Source organism: Streptomyces sp. CHD11 (genome assembly GCF_018638295.1).
Lineage (GTDB): Bacteria > Actinomycetota > Actinomycetes > Streptomycetales > Streptomycetaceae > Streptomyces.
The window spans coordinates 103102-119132 of sequence record NZ_JABTTS010000003.1 but is presented as its reverse complement, the minus strand read 5'-3'; the positions used below and the strand labels follow the sequence as shown (position 1 = coordinate 119132).

At 69.0% G+C, this 16031-nt stretch carries 13 protein-coding genes and 4 pseudogenes; 8 read left to right on the top strand and 9 right to left on the bottom strand.

The window, feature by feature from the left end; genetic code table 11:
- Positions 1–36 precede the first annotated feature (36 nt).
- Positions 37–620, top strand: a pseudogene (locus tag HTV45_RS04125) (MerR family transcriptional regulator); the annotation flags it as partial.
- 235 nt (positions 621–855) lie between these two features.
- On the opposite strand, the gene HTV45_RS04120 reads toward HTV45_RS04125, so the two are convergent.
- Together HTV45_RS04120 and HTV45_RS04115 are read right to left on the bottom strand one after the other, a co-directional pair.
- Positions 856–1626 (bottom strand): isocitrate lyase/phosphoenolpyruvate mutase family protein, encoded by a 771-nt coding sequence (locus HTV45_RS04120; protein WP_215204195.1) that lies wholly within the window; start codon positions 1624–1626, stop codon positions 856–858.
- 605 nt (positions 1627–2231) lie between these two features.
- On the bottom strand, positions 2232–3137 hold the full coding sequence (locus tag HTV45_RS04115) for a tetratricopeptide repeat protein (protein ID WP_251691235.1): 906 nt from the start codon (positions 3135–3137) through the stop codon (positions 2232–2234).
- Between the two features lie 386 nt (positions 3138–3523).
- On the opposite strand from HTV45_RS04115, the gene HTV45_RS04110 reads away from it, so the two are divergent.
- Positions 3524–4924, top strand: a complete 1401-nt coding sequence (locus HTV45_RS04110) for an SMI1/KNR4 family protein (protein ID WP_215204464.1) — start codon at positions 3524–3526, stop codon at positions 4922–4924.
- Between the two features lie 424 nt (positions 4925–5348).
- Here the strand turns inward: HTV45_RS04110 and HTV45_RS04105 are convergent, their stop codons facing one another.
- Positions 5349–6956 (bottom strand): alpha/beta hydrolase, encoded by a 1608-nt coding sequence (locus tag HTV45_RS04105; RefSeq protein WP_215204194.1) that lies wholly within the window; start codon positions 6954–6956, stop codon positions 5349–5351.
- A 439-nt stretch (positions 6957–7395) separates the two neighbouring features.
- Between HTV45_RS04105 and HTV45_RS04100 the strand changes: the two genes are divergently transcribed.
- Together HTV45_RS04100 and HTV45_RS33960 are read left to right on the top strand one after the other, a co-directional pair.
- Positions 7396–7617 (top strand): hypothetical protein, encoded by a 222-nt coding sequence (locus HTV45_RS04100; RefSeq protein ID WP_251691234.1) that lies wholly within the window; start codon positions 7396–7398, stop codon positions 7615–7617.
- Positions 7618–7956: 339 nt separating this feature from the next.
- Positions 7957–8111, top strand: a pseudogene (locus HTV45_RS33960) (IS5/IS1182 family transposase); the annotation flags it as partial.
- A 103-nt stretch (positions 8112–8214) separates the two neighbouring features.
- Here the strand turns inward: HTV45_RS33960 and HTV45_RS04095 are convergent.
- Entirely contained in the window at positions 8215–8403 is a 189-nt protein-coding gene (locus tag HTV45_RS04095) for a hypothetical protein (protein ID WP_215204192.1), read from the bottom strand.
- 118 nt (positions 8404–8521) lie between these two features.
- The gene (locus HTV45_RS04090; protein ID WP_215204191.1) at positions 8522–9928 is read right to left on the bottom strand and encodes a S9 family peptidase; all 1407 of its coding nucleotides are present in this window, start codon (positions 9926–9928) and stop codon (positions 8522–8524) included.
- A gap of 90 nt (positions 9929–10018) precedes the next feature.
- Between HTV45_RS04090 and HTV45_RS34970 the strand changes: the two are divergent.
- Positions 10019–10258: pseudogene (locus HTV45_RS34970) on the top strand (hypothetical protein); the annotation flags it as partial.
- A gap of 175 nt (positions 10259–10433) precedes the next feature.
- Here HTV45_RS34970 and HTV45_RS34770 read toward each other — a convergent pair.
- The 3 genes from HTV45_RS34770 to HTV45_RS04080 form a co-directional block, all read right to left on the bottom strand.
- Entirely contained in the window at positions 10434–10568 is a 135-nt protein-coding gene (locus tag HTV45_RS34770) for a hypothetical protein (RefSeq protein WP_285899613.1), read from the bottom strand.
- Between the two features lie 429 nt (positions 10569–10997).
- On the bottom strand, positions 10998–11897 hold the full coding sequence (locus HTV45_RS04085; RefSeq protein WP_215204190.1) for a hypothetical protein: 900 nt from the start codon (positions 11895–11897) through the stop codon (positions 10998–11000).
- The gene (locus HTV45_RS04080; RefSeq protein WP_215204189.1) at positions 11894–12940 is read right to left on the bottom strand and encodes an SPFH domain-containing protein; all 1047 of its coding nucleotides are present in this window, start codon (positions 12938–12940) and stop codon (positions 11894–11896) included. The genes HTV45_RS04085 and HTV45_RS04080 overlap by 4 nt, the downstream gene beginning before the upstream one ends.
- A 139-nt stretch (positions 12941–13079) precedes the next feature.
- On the opposite strand from HTV45_RS04080, the gene HTV45_RS04075 reads away from it, so the two are divergent.
- Positions 13080–13942, top strand: a protein-coding gene (locus HTV45_RS04075; RefSeq protein WP_215204188.1) for an IS5 family transposase whose coding sequence is annotated in 2 segments (ribosomal slippage) — positions 13080–13617 and positions 13617–13942 — 864 coding nt in all. Because the reading frame shifts where the segments join, the coding sequence is not laid out codon by codon here.
- 16 nt (positions 13943–13958) lie between these two features.
- Here the strand turns inward: HTV45_RS04075 and HTV45_RS04070 are convergent.
- Complete coding sequence (locus HTV45_RS04070) at positions 13959–14771, bottom strand: MerR family transcriptional regulator (RefSeq protein ID WP_215204187.1); 813 nt, start codon at positions 14769–14771, stop codon at positions 13959–13961.
- Positions 14772–15010: 239 nt separating this feature from the next.
- Between HTV45_RS04070 and HTV45_RS33950 the strand changes: the two are divergent.
- Positions 15011–15154 (top strand): annotated as a pseudogene (locus HTV45_RS33950) (RNA-guided endonuclease TnpB family protein); the annotation flags it as partial.
- A gap of 314 nt (positions 15155–15468) precedes the next feature.
- A complete protein-coding gene (locus HTV45_RS04065; protein ID WP_215204186.1) occupies positions 15469–16026 on the top strand; it encodes a PadR family transcriptional regulator in 558 nt (185 codons plus the stop codon).
- The last annotated feature ends 5 nt before the right edge of the window (positions 16027–16031 follow it).

Genomic DNA, 16031 nt, shown 5'->3' with positions numbered 1-16031 from the left:
TGGAGCAACGAGAAGACCCCACGACGCAGCAGCCGATCTGTCCCTCAGCAGGAGGCGGAACTGCGGCGGCAACGGACCGCTGTGCAGCGGATGCGCACCGAAGGCAGCCGGATGGGCCTGCTCTCCGACGTCGTCACCGAACGCCTCAAGAGCCTGTCCGAGGCTTCCTGCGTCAGGCAGACCTGGACAATCTGCTGGTCACCGAGCGGATCTTCGGCCCGCTCGGCGCGGTCGTCCAGGCCACCCGCTTCGTCGTCCTGGCCACGCATCCCACATTGCGGGCGGATTCCGACCGCATCGATGACGCCGAGGAGGCACTCGACGACAGTGTCGCCGTCGATGATCCACGGGTGGCTCAAGTGGCTGCCGAGCGACACGCCTTCGAAAGCGCCCTGCAGGCCGTCATCGAGGAGTCCGGCCTGGGCAAGGACGACGATGACCTCTTCGACGCCTGGGACACTTCGCACCCGGCCACCGCCGATGACGGTGAGGGCGACCTCAGCTCTGGCAGACGGGAGGCCGACTCCATGAGCGTGCTCGAAGCCACCGGCAAGATGCCCTACGACTTCTCCCCAGCCCGCCTGCGCTGTATGGAACTGGCCGAAGAACTCTCCGCCCGCGGGCTCACCCGCTACCTGAAACAGGGCTCAGTGAAGGGCGAGGCACTGTGCTTGGACACGACCCGGCCACAGTCCCGGCAGAGTCGCCGACACCCAGGCTCACGGAACAACGGGACGCACCGCCCGAAGGCCGGCAACAGCCGCTCGGGCCCTCGGTTCAGCGCTACCGGATCCCGGAGGCGCGTCACCCCCGCCGCAAGGTGAAGGACTCCGGCGGCCAACCCCATTGTCCGGGTCAACCCGTCAGGGGTGCCCACGGCATGAGCATGTCCTTCATCGTGTCCGCCATGGCGAGTTGCAGCAGCGGGCCGGACGTGATCCTGCCCACGCCGAGACGGTGGAATCGCTCGAGATCGTGCCTGACGGGATGGGCAGTGGAGTTCACTGGAACGGTGACGGCTCCGGTCACCGCCGCGAGCAGGTCGTCGTCGTCCTGAATACCCACCGGGTAGACACTGTCGGCGCCGGCCTTTTCCAAGGCCCGCAGTCGGTCGATCGCCTCGTCGAGGACGTCGGAGGCATCCTGCGCGTGCACGAAGAGGTCGGTGCGTCCGTTCACCCAGACCGGGACCCCCGCGTCGTCAGCCGCTGTGCGCAGACCGGCGACGTAGCTCGCGTGCTCCTGCGTGCTGCGCACGCGGCCACTGTCCGAGTGGACGGTGTCCTCGATATTGAGACCGACGCCGCCGACCTCGATGAGGCCGGCGACGAGATCCGCGGGCTTCTGCCCGTACCCGGCCTCCAGGTCCACAGACACAGGGACGTCGACCGCCGCGATGATCGGCCTGACGGCGGCGAGTACCTCCTCGAAGGTCTGCCCCTCATGGTCGTCTGCGCCCCGGGAGTCGGCGAGGGGGTGGCTGCCGATCGTCAGCGCGGGGAACCCGGCGGCGACTGCCGTGCGCGCGGACCAGACGTCCCAGACGGTCGGCAACACGAGCGGCTTGTACTGGGCGTGCAACTGCTTGAGGCGTTGAGCGCGCTCAACGGTGGTGTGAAAGGCCATGCCTGCGACGCTACCCTGGGATCGCCGCTGACAACGCCCGGACGGGCATCGCCCGGTGTCGGGAAGTCGAATTCCTGGTGACCCACCAACGGCTCGATCTGCTGTTGGCATGGGGCAGCGATCCGTTGAGGTTGGTCCCCGGGTGTGGACAGCAGGGTTCACCCGACGAGTGGCAGCGTACGTGACGTGATCAGTTGCTGTTCGAACTCGGCTGGTATGAAGTAACCGAGCGCGGTATGCCAACGACGCAGGTTGTAGTACGACAGCCGGCGGAACAGCTCGAGCCGCGTTGCGAGTGCCAGCGGCACCGGGGCTTCCGGCACACGACCCCGGTGAAGACCGACCCGACAGCCAGGCCGCCCAACTGTCCAGTGGCTCACGCGGCGGACGACCGACCGGCTTCGGCGGGAAGCGGTGCAAGAGGCGCAACCGAGGTGTAGGCCGCGTCCGTGATCTGCTGCACGAGCGCGACCGCCGCCGTGCGGCTCATCTGCACAGTGCACATCACGTCCCTCCGCCGACTCATAACGAGGGCCTGATCGCCCGGACAGCTACCGGGAACGGGGAGGTGCTCACGACTGGCACCGGTCGGAACCCTAGGTATTTCAGTGCTTACGGATGCGGTGTGCCTTGGCAACAAGTCTCCGGGGCAGCTTCGGCCCCGCACACGCGTAATCGATCAGCAGGTTCCGGTAGGTGGTGTGCGGGAGCTCCGGCGCCAGGGCGATCAGGGCCTTCAGATCGTCGGACGAGCCGGTAAGGCGTGTCCGGTAGGCGGCGCTCGCCGCGCGCAGGGAAACGTCGTGAGGTTCGTATTTCAGGGCCTGTTCGACGAGGCTCGCGGCTGCGGCGAAGTCGCCCTGCTCGGCGCGCACGTCCGCCAGGTCCAGGTAAATGGACCAGTTGGCGGAGTCCAGGTGCAAGGCGCATTCGAAGGCCGCAGCTGCCTGCTCCAGGTCGCGCATCACGCGCCAGGTGGTCGCTCGGGCGACTGCGGTCCACATGACCCGATCGACGGCATCGGCGCGGTCGCACAGACCGAAGGCAAGTTCGTACTGACCGCAGGCCCGGGGCAGTCGGGCCATGGCGGCCAGCGCTTCCGGTACGGGATGGCGTTCGGAGACCACGTCAAGGGCATGGAACCAGGGGGCGAATTGCTCCCGCATCTCATCGGTGTCCAGGTCGTGGCCGTAGTCCAACGTCCGCAGACATGCCTCGGCCAGCGCCTCGGCACTCACCGCGCCGAGAAAGCCCACATCGCCGAACCAGGGTGCAGCGCCCCATGCCACGTCGGGCCGCGCACCCGTGACCGAGCCAAGGGCCATCACCGCGTCGTCCATGTCCCCTTCGAGGAACAAGAAGTACGCCTGCGCCGGCAGAGCGCTCAAGGAGCCGCCCTCTACGAGGCTCTCCGTCAGTTCCGAGCGTCGGTCCTGCCACAACTCGGCAAGCGCCGCATAGGGTTCCGGAGCCGCCGGTGCCGATGCTATGACTCCCACCAGAAGTTCCATGGCGCCCACCGGGCTTCCGCCGCAGTGCGCCATCACACCAGCGAGACTGACTCCCGCCGCCACTGACTGATTCGACATTGCCAGAGAATACCCGTGGCCAAAGGTTCTGTGAGTCCTTCCGTTGGGCGGCGGCACCGCTGTTGATCTGTCGGTAACAGCGCCCTGCTGTGCGGCTGTGGTCTTCCTCGGCGCCCTCCGCAGGCTGCCGGCCGTCCGCTCATCGATAGACGGGCGGTCCAGGATCCGGGCGACGGGGGCCGGAGTCCGGGCGGAGACCCGTCGTTGCTGGCGCCGGACCGCAGAGCGAAGGGAGGTCTGCTTCCCTTCAGTTCGCTTCCGTCTTGGGGAGGGCCTTTATGTTGTCGGTGTTTCGTCCGTGATCCAGAATTGGCGAGCACACTTTCAGGAGGGTCCTTCTCGTGTTGCTTTATGACTTCACTACCTGGCAACCCCTGCTGCGGCTCCTGCGCGCCGCCCACACGGAAACGCTTTCCGTGCCCGGCGGGCATGTGGCGGGGCAGATCAGTCCCGGGGCATGGAGCGTTCCGTTGCCGCACCGGCCGCCGCAGCCGGGGCGCGCCTCACAGGTGTCCGACGATCAAGAGCAGTTCGATGCCGTGGGCCGGATCGTGGAAGCGCTCAAGGAGGACGGTAGCGAAGGTGTCTCTTTCGTCGTGGAGGCATCTTCCGCTCCCGGTGGTGTCCGGCTGCATCTGATCGACCTGGGCTCGTCCGCGGAGCCGGGTGTCGCGACCGCGCACCCTGGCACGCTTCTCCTCCAGGACGGGGCTCTGCCCGAGCCGGTGCGCCGCCTGCCCGAGCCGGTGCCGGGCGCGGTACCGGCTCCGTCCGCGGATGTGGAACTGCTGCAACGCACTCTTCGAGAACGGCTCCCGGACGCGGTGGGCGCCTCCAAGGATGAGATCGCAGTGGCCGAGGCGCGTCTGGGCGTGCCGCTGCCCGCCGAGTTGAGGGCCCTGTACCAGGTCGTCCGGGGCCGGTACGAGGACTGGGACGACTACCAGGAGCCGTACGACACCATCGGCTGCGAACTCCTTCCCCTGAGCGAGGTGTACGTCGCCGACGCGGCTTCCCGGCATGTGCTGTGGCGGTTCGGTGCCATGGAGGCGGTCGAGACGGGCCCGGAGGACGCCGTTCAGGGGCTCGTCGGCTCGCCGGGCTGGATTGTCTTCGGTGACAACGGCGGCGGGGACCGTATCGCGGTCGACCTCACACCGGGGCCGGAGGGGCACGTCGGGCAGGTGATCATCATTGGTCACGAGGGGAGCATCGGTGCCGGGCTGGTCGCCGACTCCCTCACCGACATGGTCGTCCACCGTCACTTCGACGGCCGGCCGGTCCGAAGGACCGAAAAGCCTCCGCTCGTCGCCTACGTCAATCGCGCCTCCATCCCCAGCATCGAGGCTGCCGCCCACCCCGGTCTGGAGGTCCTCAGCATCGGGGTCTGGGAGAAGGAGCCCCTCAGTCTCGCCCCCGTCCTCGGCCTGCCACGTCTGCGGACCCTGTCCGCCTATCCCGGTACTCTCGCCGATCCCTGTGAGATCGCCCGGCTCACCCACCTCGAGTATCTGGAACTCCCGCCCGCGGAGTGGCGTGTCCTGCTGGACGCGGGGGCTGTTCCCACCGGGCTTCTCGCCGCGGACATCGAGGCCCATCGGCAGCGGGACAATCCGTTGCGGACCATCGCCCTCGCCAACGAGATCCTCGCCCTGTACGGTCGGCCTCCGATCGCCGGCATCACGGTGCTGGAGGAGGCGGCCTCATGAGGCACCCCGCGGAAATGGGAGGCCCCGCCGTCCCAGGGCCCTCCTGGTCACGTCGAGCCAGTGGAGCAGTACCCCCGGTCGAGCGAGGTCCTGCGCCGGACCCGGGATCCCCGGTCGCTCGACGGATGGTCCCGGGCCGAGCCGGACCGTGTCAGCAGCGGCACAACATGCGCTTCCGGTCGCGACCGCCGCTCCGTGCGAAGACACCGAACCCGGCGCACGCGGGCCCAGGAGGGCACAGGCCCCGCTCCGACCTGCCTGATCACGGCCTTGTGTAACACGCCGCAGCTCCGGGGCCGTGCCGAATGTCGGTGCAGCGGTTCCCGGCCCATCCCCGCGATGGCTGGGGCGACTGCTGTCGGCCCCTTCGAGGCGGCTCCGAACGGACAGATGGCCGGACATGAAAGCACCGTGTTCCGGCGGGTTACTTCTCGGTGACGTCGGTGCAGTAGACGTCCTTGTCCGGCAGGTGGCCGGTGGCCAGGAAGTCGACGGTGGCCTTGTCGGCGCAGGCGGAACCTTCGCCGTAGACGGAGTGCCCGCCGTTGTCGACGCCGACGAAGGCGGAGCCGTCGCCGAGGGACTTGTGCAGTCCGACGCCGCCTTCCCACGGGGTGGCGTTGTCCCGGCGGTTCTGCAGGATCAGGGTGTCGCGAGGGCCGCCCTTCACGACCTCGACCGTCGGCTCAGCCGGCTTGTCCCAGTAGGCGCATGCCCAGATGTTGGCGGGCATGCCCGCGGTGAGCGGCCACTTCGCACGGTCGGAGGCGGTACGGGCGGCATAGCCGTCGACGTCGTGCGGCCACTCGGCGTCACCGCAGGTGAGAGCCAGGAACATGGTGGCCTGGTTGTCCGCGGGGATGTCCGGGGACGTGGGCGTCTGGGCGAACACCTCCTTGAGGACCGCGGTGTCGGCGGCTGTGGTGGTGCCGTGGGACAGGTTGTCGGCGGCCTTCCAGAACTTGGCGAGCACGGGAAGGGTGTCGTCGTGCAGAAGCAGGGCGTAGGTCATGTTCCGCAGCAGTGCCCCGTCCAGTGACACCGGTGTGCCGGGAATCGCTGCCGGCGTGTGGTCGAGCCGGTCGGCGAGGGCGAGATAGGTGTCGGTCACCTCCTCGACGTTCGTGCCCAGTTCAAGGGTGCCGGCCTGGGCCGCGGCGACTTGGGCGGCATCGGGGAACCGGTCGGCCATGCCCTTGCCCCAGGTGTCCGCCACCTGGTCGGCCCATACCTTGGTGGGGTCGACGTTGCCTTCCAGGACCATCCGGTCGGTGTGGTTCTGGAAGAGGGTGCGGTAGACGGCGCCGAGGTAGGTGCCGTAGGACTGGCCCCAGTAGGAGATCTTCTTCTCACCGAGCGCCTGGCGGATGGCGTCCATGTCGCGGGCGGTGTTGGCGGTGTTGTAGTGCCGCAGCTTCTCGCCCACGGTGTCGGCGCACTGCTTGGCGACGGCTTCGGCGAGGGCCACGTTCTCGGTGATCGAGCCGTCCGCGGCGGGATAGGGGAAGAGCCCGGGCACGCCGGGGTCCTGCAGACCGCAGCTCTGTGGGGTGCTGTGTGCGACGCCGCGCGGGTCGAAACCGATCAGGTCGTAGCGGTCCAGCACGGACTTCGGCAGTGCGGATGCCATGGTTTCGGGCATGCCGAGACCGCCCAGGGCCGGCCCGCCGGGGTTCAGCACAAGAACGCCACGTCGCTTCGCGGGCTGTGCGGTGGACAGCCGGGAGACCGCCACGTCTATCTTCGTGCCGCCCGGGTCCTGGTAGTCGAGTGGCACTTCCAACGTTCCACAGGTCAGGTCGGGGTCACGGGTCTGTCCCCCGGCCAGGGCCGGGCACTCACCCCAGGTGATCTTGGTGTTGCCCGCGGTCTCGCCGGCGCTCTTGCCGGAGACCTTGGCCGGTTTCGAGCCCTTGGCGTCGGCAGTACACGCGACCAGTGCGGTTCCTGCCAGTGTGGAAACCAGCAGAGCTGCGGCAATTCGGCGGCCTCTGGGGAGACGGTGCTGTGCGGAACTGCGTGTCGTGGTCATGGTGTTGTCCTTAGCTACCGGTCTGGTAGGCCTTGTCCGGCCGTTGTGCTGACGGTTCGAGTCAACAAGAGACCGCCGATGGCGCACGTCACCCCGGAGAGGACGCAACAGGTAGCTCGCTCGGGGGATGCAGGGCCGGCCCTGAGGATGGAGCGGCCGCCGTGGCGCCTGTCGGATGAGCCGTGGGCGGGAACGAGCCGCTGCTGCCGGCATGCCGCGCGACACGGCATCACGCGGCCGTCAGACTCGGTCGCCGTCCCCAGCCAACCCCGCCCAGTAGGCCAGGACCACCGCCTGCGCGCGGTGAGGCCGTTCGTTTTCGGCCCTCTCCCAAGGCACGGGAGGCAAGGGGCGAGCAGGGGGTAGGCGGATAGTCATGGATGGCACACGACTCCGACAGGATGATCAGAACTCACAGAAATCCCGCGCACGAGGAACGATGCAGATCTGGCGGTGGGCCAGGTGGGCGGCACTTGTTCTCGCTGTCGGCTGGGCTGTCAGCTGGGTCGTCAACCTCACTCAGGGTGAAGGGGGACGGGACCTGTGGTGGCCTCTGGTCAGCACCCTCATCTGGACGGGGGTGACCGTGAACGGCTTTGTGACCTACCGCCGGATCAGGACAACGACCCTGCCGGCCATCACCGACCGCCCGGCTGCCTGACCACGTCAGTCGGCCCGCTCCCTGTCTCCTGCCACCTTGCTGCACCTGGGCCAAAGCCCCCTCGCGGCCGCGGAGATCGCACAAGTGGACGGGACTCGAGAAGGTAGACCCACTGCCGCGGCGCTCAGTTCGCCATACCCCGCCCTCATGGACCATGCCGGGCACGCGATGGAGAGCCTGGATCTACCGGCCGACGCTGTGTGCTGTGTACAGCCATCGGACTCCTGACCTGGCGTGTGACCGAGGACGCCGACGGAGTCGGCATCGCTGCCTGGAGGGCCGGCGTGGTCATGACGGTCGCGAATCCGACGGGTGTCAGCTGGCCGCGTGAGACTTGTGGGCGGCGCCGGTGGGAGGCCCTCGACTGCCGCGAGCTTCATGCGGTGGAGTGCGTGATCAACCGCCTCAAGAGGAACCGCGCAGCCGCCACCCGATACGACAAGCTCGCGGTCCGCTACGAGGCGGCCGTCCTCGTCGCGGCCATGAACGAGTGACTGTGGTCCTCGGCCATCACGGTTGCTGACCTCGCTCACGGCCCACCGGTCAGCCTCGCGCACGAGCCCAGCTAGAGCACTTCCGACACACGCCCTAGCAACATCAGAGATGGTCGACGACATAGCCGGCGGTGTCGTCGGACGTGAACCTGCCGGAGGACGAGAAGGCGTTGAGCTGGATCGTGTTCGAGGTGGCGAAGGGCTCGAAGATCGAGACGGTGCAGTTCGCGATGAACTCCGGGTACTCAGAGCAGACGGGACAGTGGTCTGTGAAGCAGCTGTCCCATCCCACTGACTGGCCTGTTCCCCGCCCCCGTGGGAATGGTCCCTCGGCGGCGATTGCGCGCACGGCCTGGTTCCACTGCTCCCTGCCCCCGCGAAGATGGTCCTCCTCCGGGGCGAGGGCCCGCTCAGAGCACCTGCTGGAGCCAGTCGAAGACGACCTCGCAGTGCAGCTGCGGGGCCATCGGGGAGCAGTGGAGCTGGGCGCCGACGGCGGCGGTGAGCTTCACGTAGTTCTTGGGCCCGCGCAGGGCTTCGTACATCTGTCGGGGCTGGCCGGGGTAGAACTGCTCGTCTTCGTAGTCGAGGACGAGTGTGGGCATGGTGATGCGTGGGACGACATCGGTGATGTCCAGCGACGTGATCCGGCGGGCGGGTGTCCAGAAGTCGGTGAAGGTCCTGCCCTGGCGGGCCGCGAGCATCGCCTCCACCGAGAACGGTTCGAAGCGTTTCCGCAGCGTGGCCGCCTCGTCCGGGGTCAGCTCGGGGACGACTTCCTCGTTCCAGATCCGGTTGGTCTCCTCCTTGTCCGGGGTGAAAATCTGCCGCAGCTCCGGGGGGAAGCCCAGCCACGGGTCGACGCAGCCCGGCATGGCGACCAGCGCGGCGATGCGGTCCTCGAAGGCGGCGGCCCGGGGTGCCAGGTCGCCGCCCATGCTCAGGCCGGTGAGCGCGATCCGCCGGGTCTCCACGTCGGGCCGGGTCTCCAGCCAGTCGATCAGCGGGGACACGACCTCCTCCCAGGTGGGGGTGAAGACCACCCGGTCCACGAAGAGCAACTGCCCCTGCCCGGGGCCGTCGTAGACCAGGGCGTTCCAGCCGCGCTCCAGGGCGGCGCCGACGCCGTAGGTCCACATGTCGACGTTCTGTCCGTCGCTGCCGTTGGTCAGGATGACAGTCGGGCGGCAGTGGTCGGACGGCTCCGGTCGGAAGAACCACACCGGCAGGGTGATGTCGCCGTACGGGATCTGCGCGCGCACCGGCTGCGGGTCGCACAGGTCGCAGAACGTCTCCCAGGCCCGCCGGCCCGCCCGGTACAGGTCCTCCTCGTTGCCCGGGTGGTCCGAGCCGAGGACGAAGAACAGGGCCTGGCCGTAGTACTGGGCGGCGCGCAGCGCGCGGGAGCGCCTCGTGGCGTCGTCGGGCCTGCTGCCCGGAGTCGGGCCCATGAGGCGGTCGCCGAGTTCGTGGAACGTGCGGACGTACGTCTGCGAGGAGAGGCCGGCCCGGTTGATGGTGTTCACGGCGGTGAGGACCTCGCCGACCTCGGCGCTGCCGGAGCCGGCTCCACCGAGCGCCAGGAGACCGTTGAAGTTGAAGGCGGGGTCGTCGAAGAGGGTCATGGCCCCGGGGGTCGGGGTGCTGTCGGGGGCCGTCGGCCGCGCGGTGCCGTCTCTGCCGGGCGCGTTCGCGGGCCTGACCCCCTCGGAGCCGGCACAACCGGCCAGGACGGCCGCCCCGGCCCCGCCTATCAGGCCGGTGAGGGCGGCGCGGCGGCTGAGCGCGGACGCGCGGTCGGTCGATGCGTTCGTCATGTCTGCGAACGTAAGCGGGGTCTGGCGGGCCCTCCACCGGCCGGGTCGCCCGTTGCTCCGGTCGGCGGATCGGAAGAACTCCGACCTCGGATGGTCCGAGATCTGCTTGACCGCCAGCGGCAGGCCCCCCTGTCGTCGTGGGCGAGACGGCTGCACCGCCCTCAGTACGTCGGTATCGGCCCCGTGCGGCAGGCGACGGCGATCATGACTGAGCGGGACATCATCCTCAACGAACTCGCCCAAGGCCTGCGCCCGATGTCACAGCGCATCGACTGTTTCGACGCCCACGGCCCGAAAGAGCAGGCCGAGGTACTCCTGTTCCCGCGCCGTCACTGCGTGCAGGCGCGCGCCGTGACCGAAGACGGACCTGAGAGCATCCGACGTGCCGGGCGGGCTGCGCCCGGCGCACACCCCTGCGGTCCTGATCACCTGCGGCCCCGATCGGCCAGCAACGGGGAAGATCGCCGGCTGCAGCACTGTCGGCGAACGACGCAAGGCGTTCCGACTACTGGTCGCGGTACTCGCGGTACTCGCGGTACTCGCGGTACTCGCGGTACTCGCGGTACTCGCGGTACTCGCGGTACTCGCGGTCGCGGACGAACGGCGCCGCCAACGCTTCTGCTCCGGCGCATGCGGTCATTGGGTGGCACAACCTGGCACAACCTGCCTATAACCGTCGAGTGTTGACGACTCCCCAGGCCACTGTCACACAGCCTGGGGGATACGCGCCGTAGATGCCGGGCGTGCCGGCCCGGTTGTCCGCCCGCACGGTCTGCCACGGCATGTACGCCAATCACAAGAGAGATAACCGGGGCAGCATCGCCCGCGACGACACCGTCGGTCGGGAGCCGGAACCTGCACCCGGGCTGAGAACCGGACGAGCAGGACACCTTCGAGGAGGTGCCGGCCTCCTACCTCTACCAGCACAGTGCCGTGACCTACGCCTGCGCCGTCGCAGGACTGCGTCTGAACGGACAGGCGTGCCGTGGTCGGACCGTCCGATGTGTGGGTCGAACTACCTCACCGTGACTACTGGTGTCACCTCGGTGGCACAGCCACCCGGGGCCGGTCAGACCAGCAGGCGCAGTGCCGTGTCGCAGACCCCCACCCGCACAGTCTGGCCCCAGGTGAGTGAGAGCGCGTCCGACTCCATGCCGTCGCCGAAGACGACGAGACGGTCGCACTCGACCGTGAGCCGCAGCCGCTCGGCGGCGGACAGGGCGCCCGCCACCCGGGCGGTCCCCGTCGCCGGCGACGGCCACGCCTCGCGTACGAACCACAGCAGACGCCGCTCGGACGGGGCGGGCAGCACGAGGGTGCTGCCCCGCTCCAGCCACAGTGAGCGCAGCCAGCCCGTCGCCCCGGTCCCGGTGCCGACGACGATGCCCGATGACGCCTGCGCCTCCGGGGCGGTGCCTTCGTGGTCGGGGCCGACCCGGTAGCGGGCGGTCTGATGGGCCGCCGGCCCGAGGAAGATCTCGTTGAGGGCGACCAGCCGCTGCGTGTCGTCCGCGACCGCCTCCACCATCGCCAGCTCGTCCGCCGCCGGGCCCGGCAGGACGGCGGAGCGCAGCAGCCTGCCCGCGTCTGCGGGCCGGTGACGCACGAGCACACCCGGGTTACGTCCGGGATCGGTGTCGATCCCGGCCACCGGCTGCCCCGACAGGTACTTCGCCGTGTTGGCGACGAGGCCGTCCTGCCCCACGACCACCACGACGTCCTCCGGACCGAAGAGGAACCGGTCAAGATCTGCCCGCTCGACGCGGGCCCGCCGCCAGGTCAGCGGCACCGCGGCCGCCACGTCGGCGACAGCCCGCGCTGCCCGGTGATGGCGTTCGGCCACCTCGGTGATGCTCCTGCCCCGCGAGGCGAGGAAGAACTCCGCCTGCCCGCGGGTGCCGTGCCGGGCGAGCAGTTCCTCGTACTCGGTGGTCCGGTGGACGAGCACGGCGCGGGGAGCGAGACTCACGGCCGTGCCCCCACCACGGGCCCGTCCCCGGTGCCGGGCGCACCGGGCGTCGCCGTGCCGAGCCTGGTCAGCAGCCCGGTGAGGACGTCCGGCGACAGAGTGAGACTGTCGATGCGCGGCAGGTTCTCGGCGAGCCGGGTCACCGCCAGCGCGTGCAGGATCGCCGGGCCGGCGTCGGCGTGTACCCGCAGCCAGGCGGCCTGTGCCTCGGCACGCGACGCGCCGGTGCGCTCCGTGGCCTCGGCCTCCGCGTGGGCGAGCCGCACCGTACGCGAGGCCTCGGCCTGCGCCAGTACGGCGTCGGCCGCTGCGTTCTCCTCGGCCCGGCGGCGTGCGTTGGTGCCGTTCTGCTCGACCAGTTGCTCCTCGCGGCGAGCGAGTTCGATCTTGCTGGCCAGCTCGTTCTCCGCGATGGTGCGTTCGCGTTCGACCGCCACCGCGCGCCGCTCGTAGGTGGCGCGGTCCGCTTCCTGCTGGATCTGCTCCCTGGCCGGTGTGCGCAGTGCGCGCTCCACCTCCGGCTCGGGCCGGATGGCCACCACGCGCACGGCGACCACCTCGATGCCGGTGGCGGGCAGGCGGGGCTCGGCGGCCAACCCGCTGCCCACCCGCTCGCGGACCGTGGCCACGCCGTCCGCGAGAGCCGACGCCAGGGTGGTGCGGGCGAGCGCGTCGAGGGCGTGCTGCTGGGCGGACTCGGTGAGCAGGGTGGCGATCTGCTCCAGGGGCGCGCCGCGCCAGGCGCCGGTGTCCGGGTCGATGGCGAAGTCCAGACGGGTGGCGGCCGTCGCCGGGTCGTGGATCCGGTAGGTGACGGTCGCCTGGACGCCGATGTCCTGGAAGTCCGAGGTGCGCGCGTGGAACGCGACGGCCAGTTCCCGGTCGTCGACGGGTACCTCGGAGAGCGAGGCGGTCAGTGCCCGGAACCAGAAGCTCAGCCCCGGGCCGTCGTGGACCAGCCGGCCGCGCCGGTGGTACCGCACATGGGCGGTGGGCGACGAGCGCAGGTGACGCCAGCCGAGGCGCGTGGTGATGTCGGCCATGAAGCCCTCCTTTTCGTCCTTGTGACGATATCCACCCCCTCGCCTTGTCGTCAAGGTGACGTAATGGAGAGACCTTCCCTCCGAGCCGTCCTGCCGGGCTGGACCGTGCCCTTTTGGTCGGTTGGTCAGTTGATCGGATGTGTCCGTCCGATCAGTGATCACTGATGTGATGTGGGACCGGATCAAGTCGCTGATGCCGGCTGACCCGGTCCGCGGGCGGCAGTGGGCTGGCCATCGCCGCACGCTCGAAGCCATCGCGTGGAAGTACCGCACTTGTTCGCCCTGGCGGGACCTTCCTGACGAGCTCGGCTCGTACCAGACCACTCACAAACGGGTGCTCAGATGGGCCGTCGACGGCACGTCGACGAAGATCTTCGCGGCTGCTGTCCTGGCCGAGGCGGACGCCGATGACAGCATCGGCTGGACGGTGTCCGTGGACTCCACCGTCATCCGTGCCCGCCAGCCCGCCGCTGGAACGCTGAAAAAGAGGGCAGCCCGCCGCGGCGAGCCGACCGATCACCGGGTCGGACGCTCCCGCGGCGGGCTGAGCACAAAGGTCCATCTGGCCGCAGACGGCCGCGCACGACCCCTGGCCTTCGGCATCACCGCAGGACAAGCCGGTGACGCACCGGCCTTTGCGGCTGTCATGGCCCGCATCCGGGTGCCCGGAACAGGCCGGGCAGGCCCCGCACTCGCCCCACTGCAGTTCTGGCGGACCGGGCCTACTCGTCCCGCGCTATCCGCGCCCACCTGCGACAGCGGGGGATCCGTGCCGTCATTCCGCAGCCCTCCGACCAGGTTGGGCACCGCCTGCGGCTGGGCCGCCGAGGCGGATGCCCGCCCGGCTCCGACGTGGAGGCATGCAAGCAGCGGAACGCCGCCGAACGCTGCATCAACCGCCTCAAGCAGTGGCGCGGCCCGGCCACGCGATGCGACAAACTCGCCATCGCCTGCCAGACCGCACTCCATTTCGCCGCCATCCCCATCTGGTGCCGTACCTGAGCGCGACGAGGGTACTTCAGCGGCGGGCGACCGGCTCTTGCAACTCGGTCACCGCGTGGTCGTTACAGTGCGGGCAGGAGAGAGTGATTTCACGGGCGGGGCCCATCGACGTGTAGCCATTGGTGTCGATCCAACGAGCGAGCGCCTGAACGCTGGGGATCACCTGCTCTGCCGGCCCTTTGTGCACCAGTGTCGCGGCATCCACCTCCGGTAGATCCACCACGGAGAAGTCGTGCGCCGGGGCCGGCTCACAGTCGACGGGGATGGACGCGTGCACGGTCACCGGCCCCTCAGGGTTCTCGTAATATGCGACGGCCGCACCGCTCGCCCGGAGCCCGGCGGCCTGCATCCGGCTCCACAACTCCGCGTAGAGCGAGGTGATCACCGGGGTGATGAGTTGCGGCTCGAGGCTCTCCACAACGGCCGTTAGCTCAGCCACACGCGTCGCCGGGATCCGTTTGATCACCACGTCGTCAGACGACATCTGTCCCTCACTCTCGATCATCCGAAGCCTCGCCTCGACCTGCGCCATCCGCGCCGCGTCGGCCGCCATGGCCGATTCCAGCTCAGCCCGACGCAACCGCAGCATCCCGCGCAACTCACCCGCCTCCAGTTCACCGTCGAGGATGGCACGCACCTGATCCAGCGTGAGGCCAAGCTCCTTGAGCGCGATCACACGGTTGAGCCGGGCCAGTTGGCCGGCTTCGTAGGACCGGTAGCCGGTGTGCGGGTCGACGTGGGCAGGGCGCAACAACCCCACGGCGTCATAGTGGCGCAGCATGCGCACCGATACGCCGCCGTACTTAGCGAAAGCTCCAATGCTGAACATGACATCGGCCACTCCACTGGCTGACACAGTGTGAGAGTCAACCCCATCTTCGCAGTACCGCGCACCAGGGCCTGGACGGACGCCGGCCAAAGAGACACGGCCTGGCTGGGCCGTAGGCTGTGCGGTGATGTTCACGGCACAGGGGTGCCCTCGCTATCGCGAAGGAACTCGGCTATCACGACAAGACCGCACCCGGCTGATCAACGAAACCGGCGGGACCTGGAGCCGATCCCCCCGGCAACTACAGGGACGTGAACGCGGCGAAGAACCCTCTGGCGGCCGGGCTGGCCGTGACAGTCTGTGGAACTGGTGTAAGACCCCAGTGGAGCACTCCGGGCGGGCAGTCGGCACCGAAGCAGAAACCCTCACGACGTGAGCCGTGAGAATCCCCTCGTCCACGAAGGGGAGAAGCCAAGAGGTCACTCCTGAAGCAGGCGGAGCCGACCCCGGACCGGCGTAGGCACTTCATTGTGAGGCTGGGCCGATGGCTGATCGTGCGGCATGGCGTGGCCACGGGTGAGAGCGCACGAGCAACGCACACCTGCTGAGGTGCAGACGAACGGCACTCCCACCGGACAAGACCCGGACGAGGCGCATCGGACGACGAGGGAGTCGCGCCGCCTGACCGGTTGTACGTGAGCCGCGTCTCACCGCGCCGACGTTGCTATGCAACAAGGTGCATAGGAAGATCATAGGTATGGCGCTCGAGCACGCGATCCTAGTTTCCCTGCTGGAGAAGCCGGGCTCCGGCTATGAACTGGCCCGGCGGTTCGACCGGTCCATCGGGTACTTCTGGACTGCTACCCACCAGCAGATCTACCGCGTGCTCAAGCGTATGGAGAGCGACGGCTGGGTCGAGGCCAGAGACGTTGCGCAGTACGGCCGTCCGGACAAGAAGGAGTACTCCGTCGCAGGGCGCGGACGGTGCGCGCTCTCCGCGTGGCTGAACGAACCCACCGAGCCCGAAAGCGTCCGCCACGATCTCGCAGTGAAGGTACGGGGCGCCGCCTTCGACGATCCGACCGCTTTGATCAGCCAGGTCGAGCGGCACCGGCAGGCGCACACAGACCGCCTCGCCCACTACCTCACCGGCGAAGCCCGCGACTTCGGCGAACCCCCGCCGGACAGCCGGCTCGACGCCGAGCGGGAGCTCCAGCACGCCGTGCTGCGCGGCGGCATCGCGTACGAGCGGATGATGATCGCCTGGCTCGACGATGTCCTCGCCACCCTGGCCCGGTTCGACACGGACTACTGACCGGC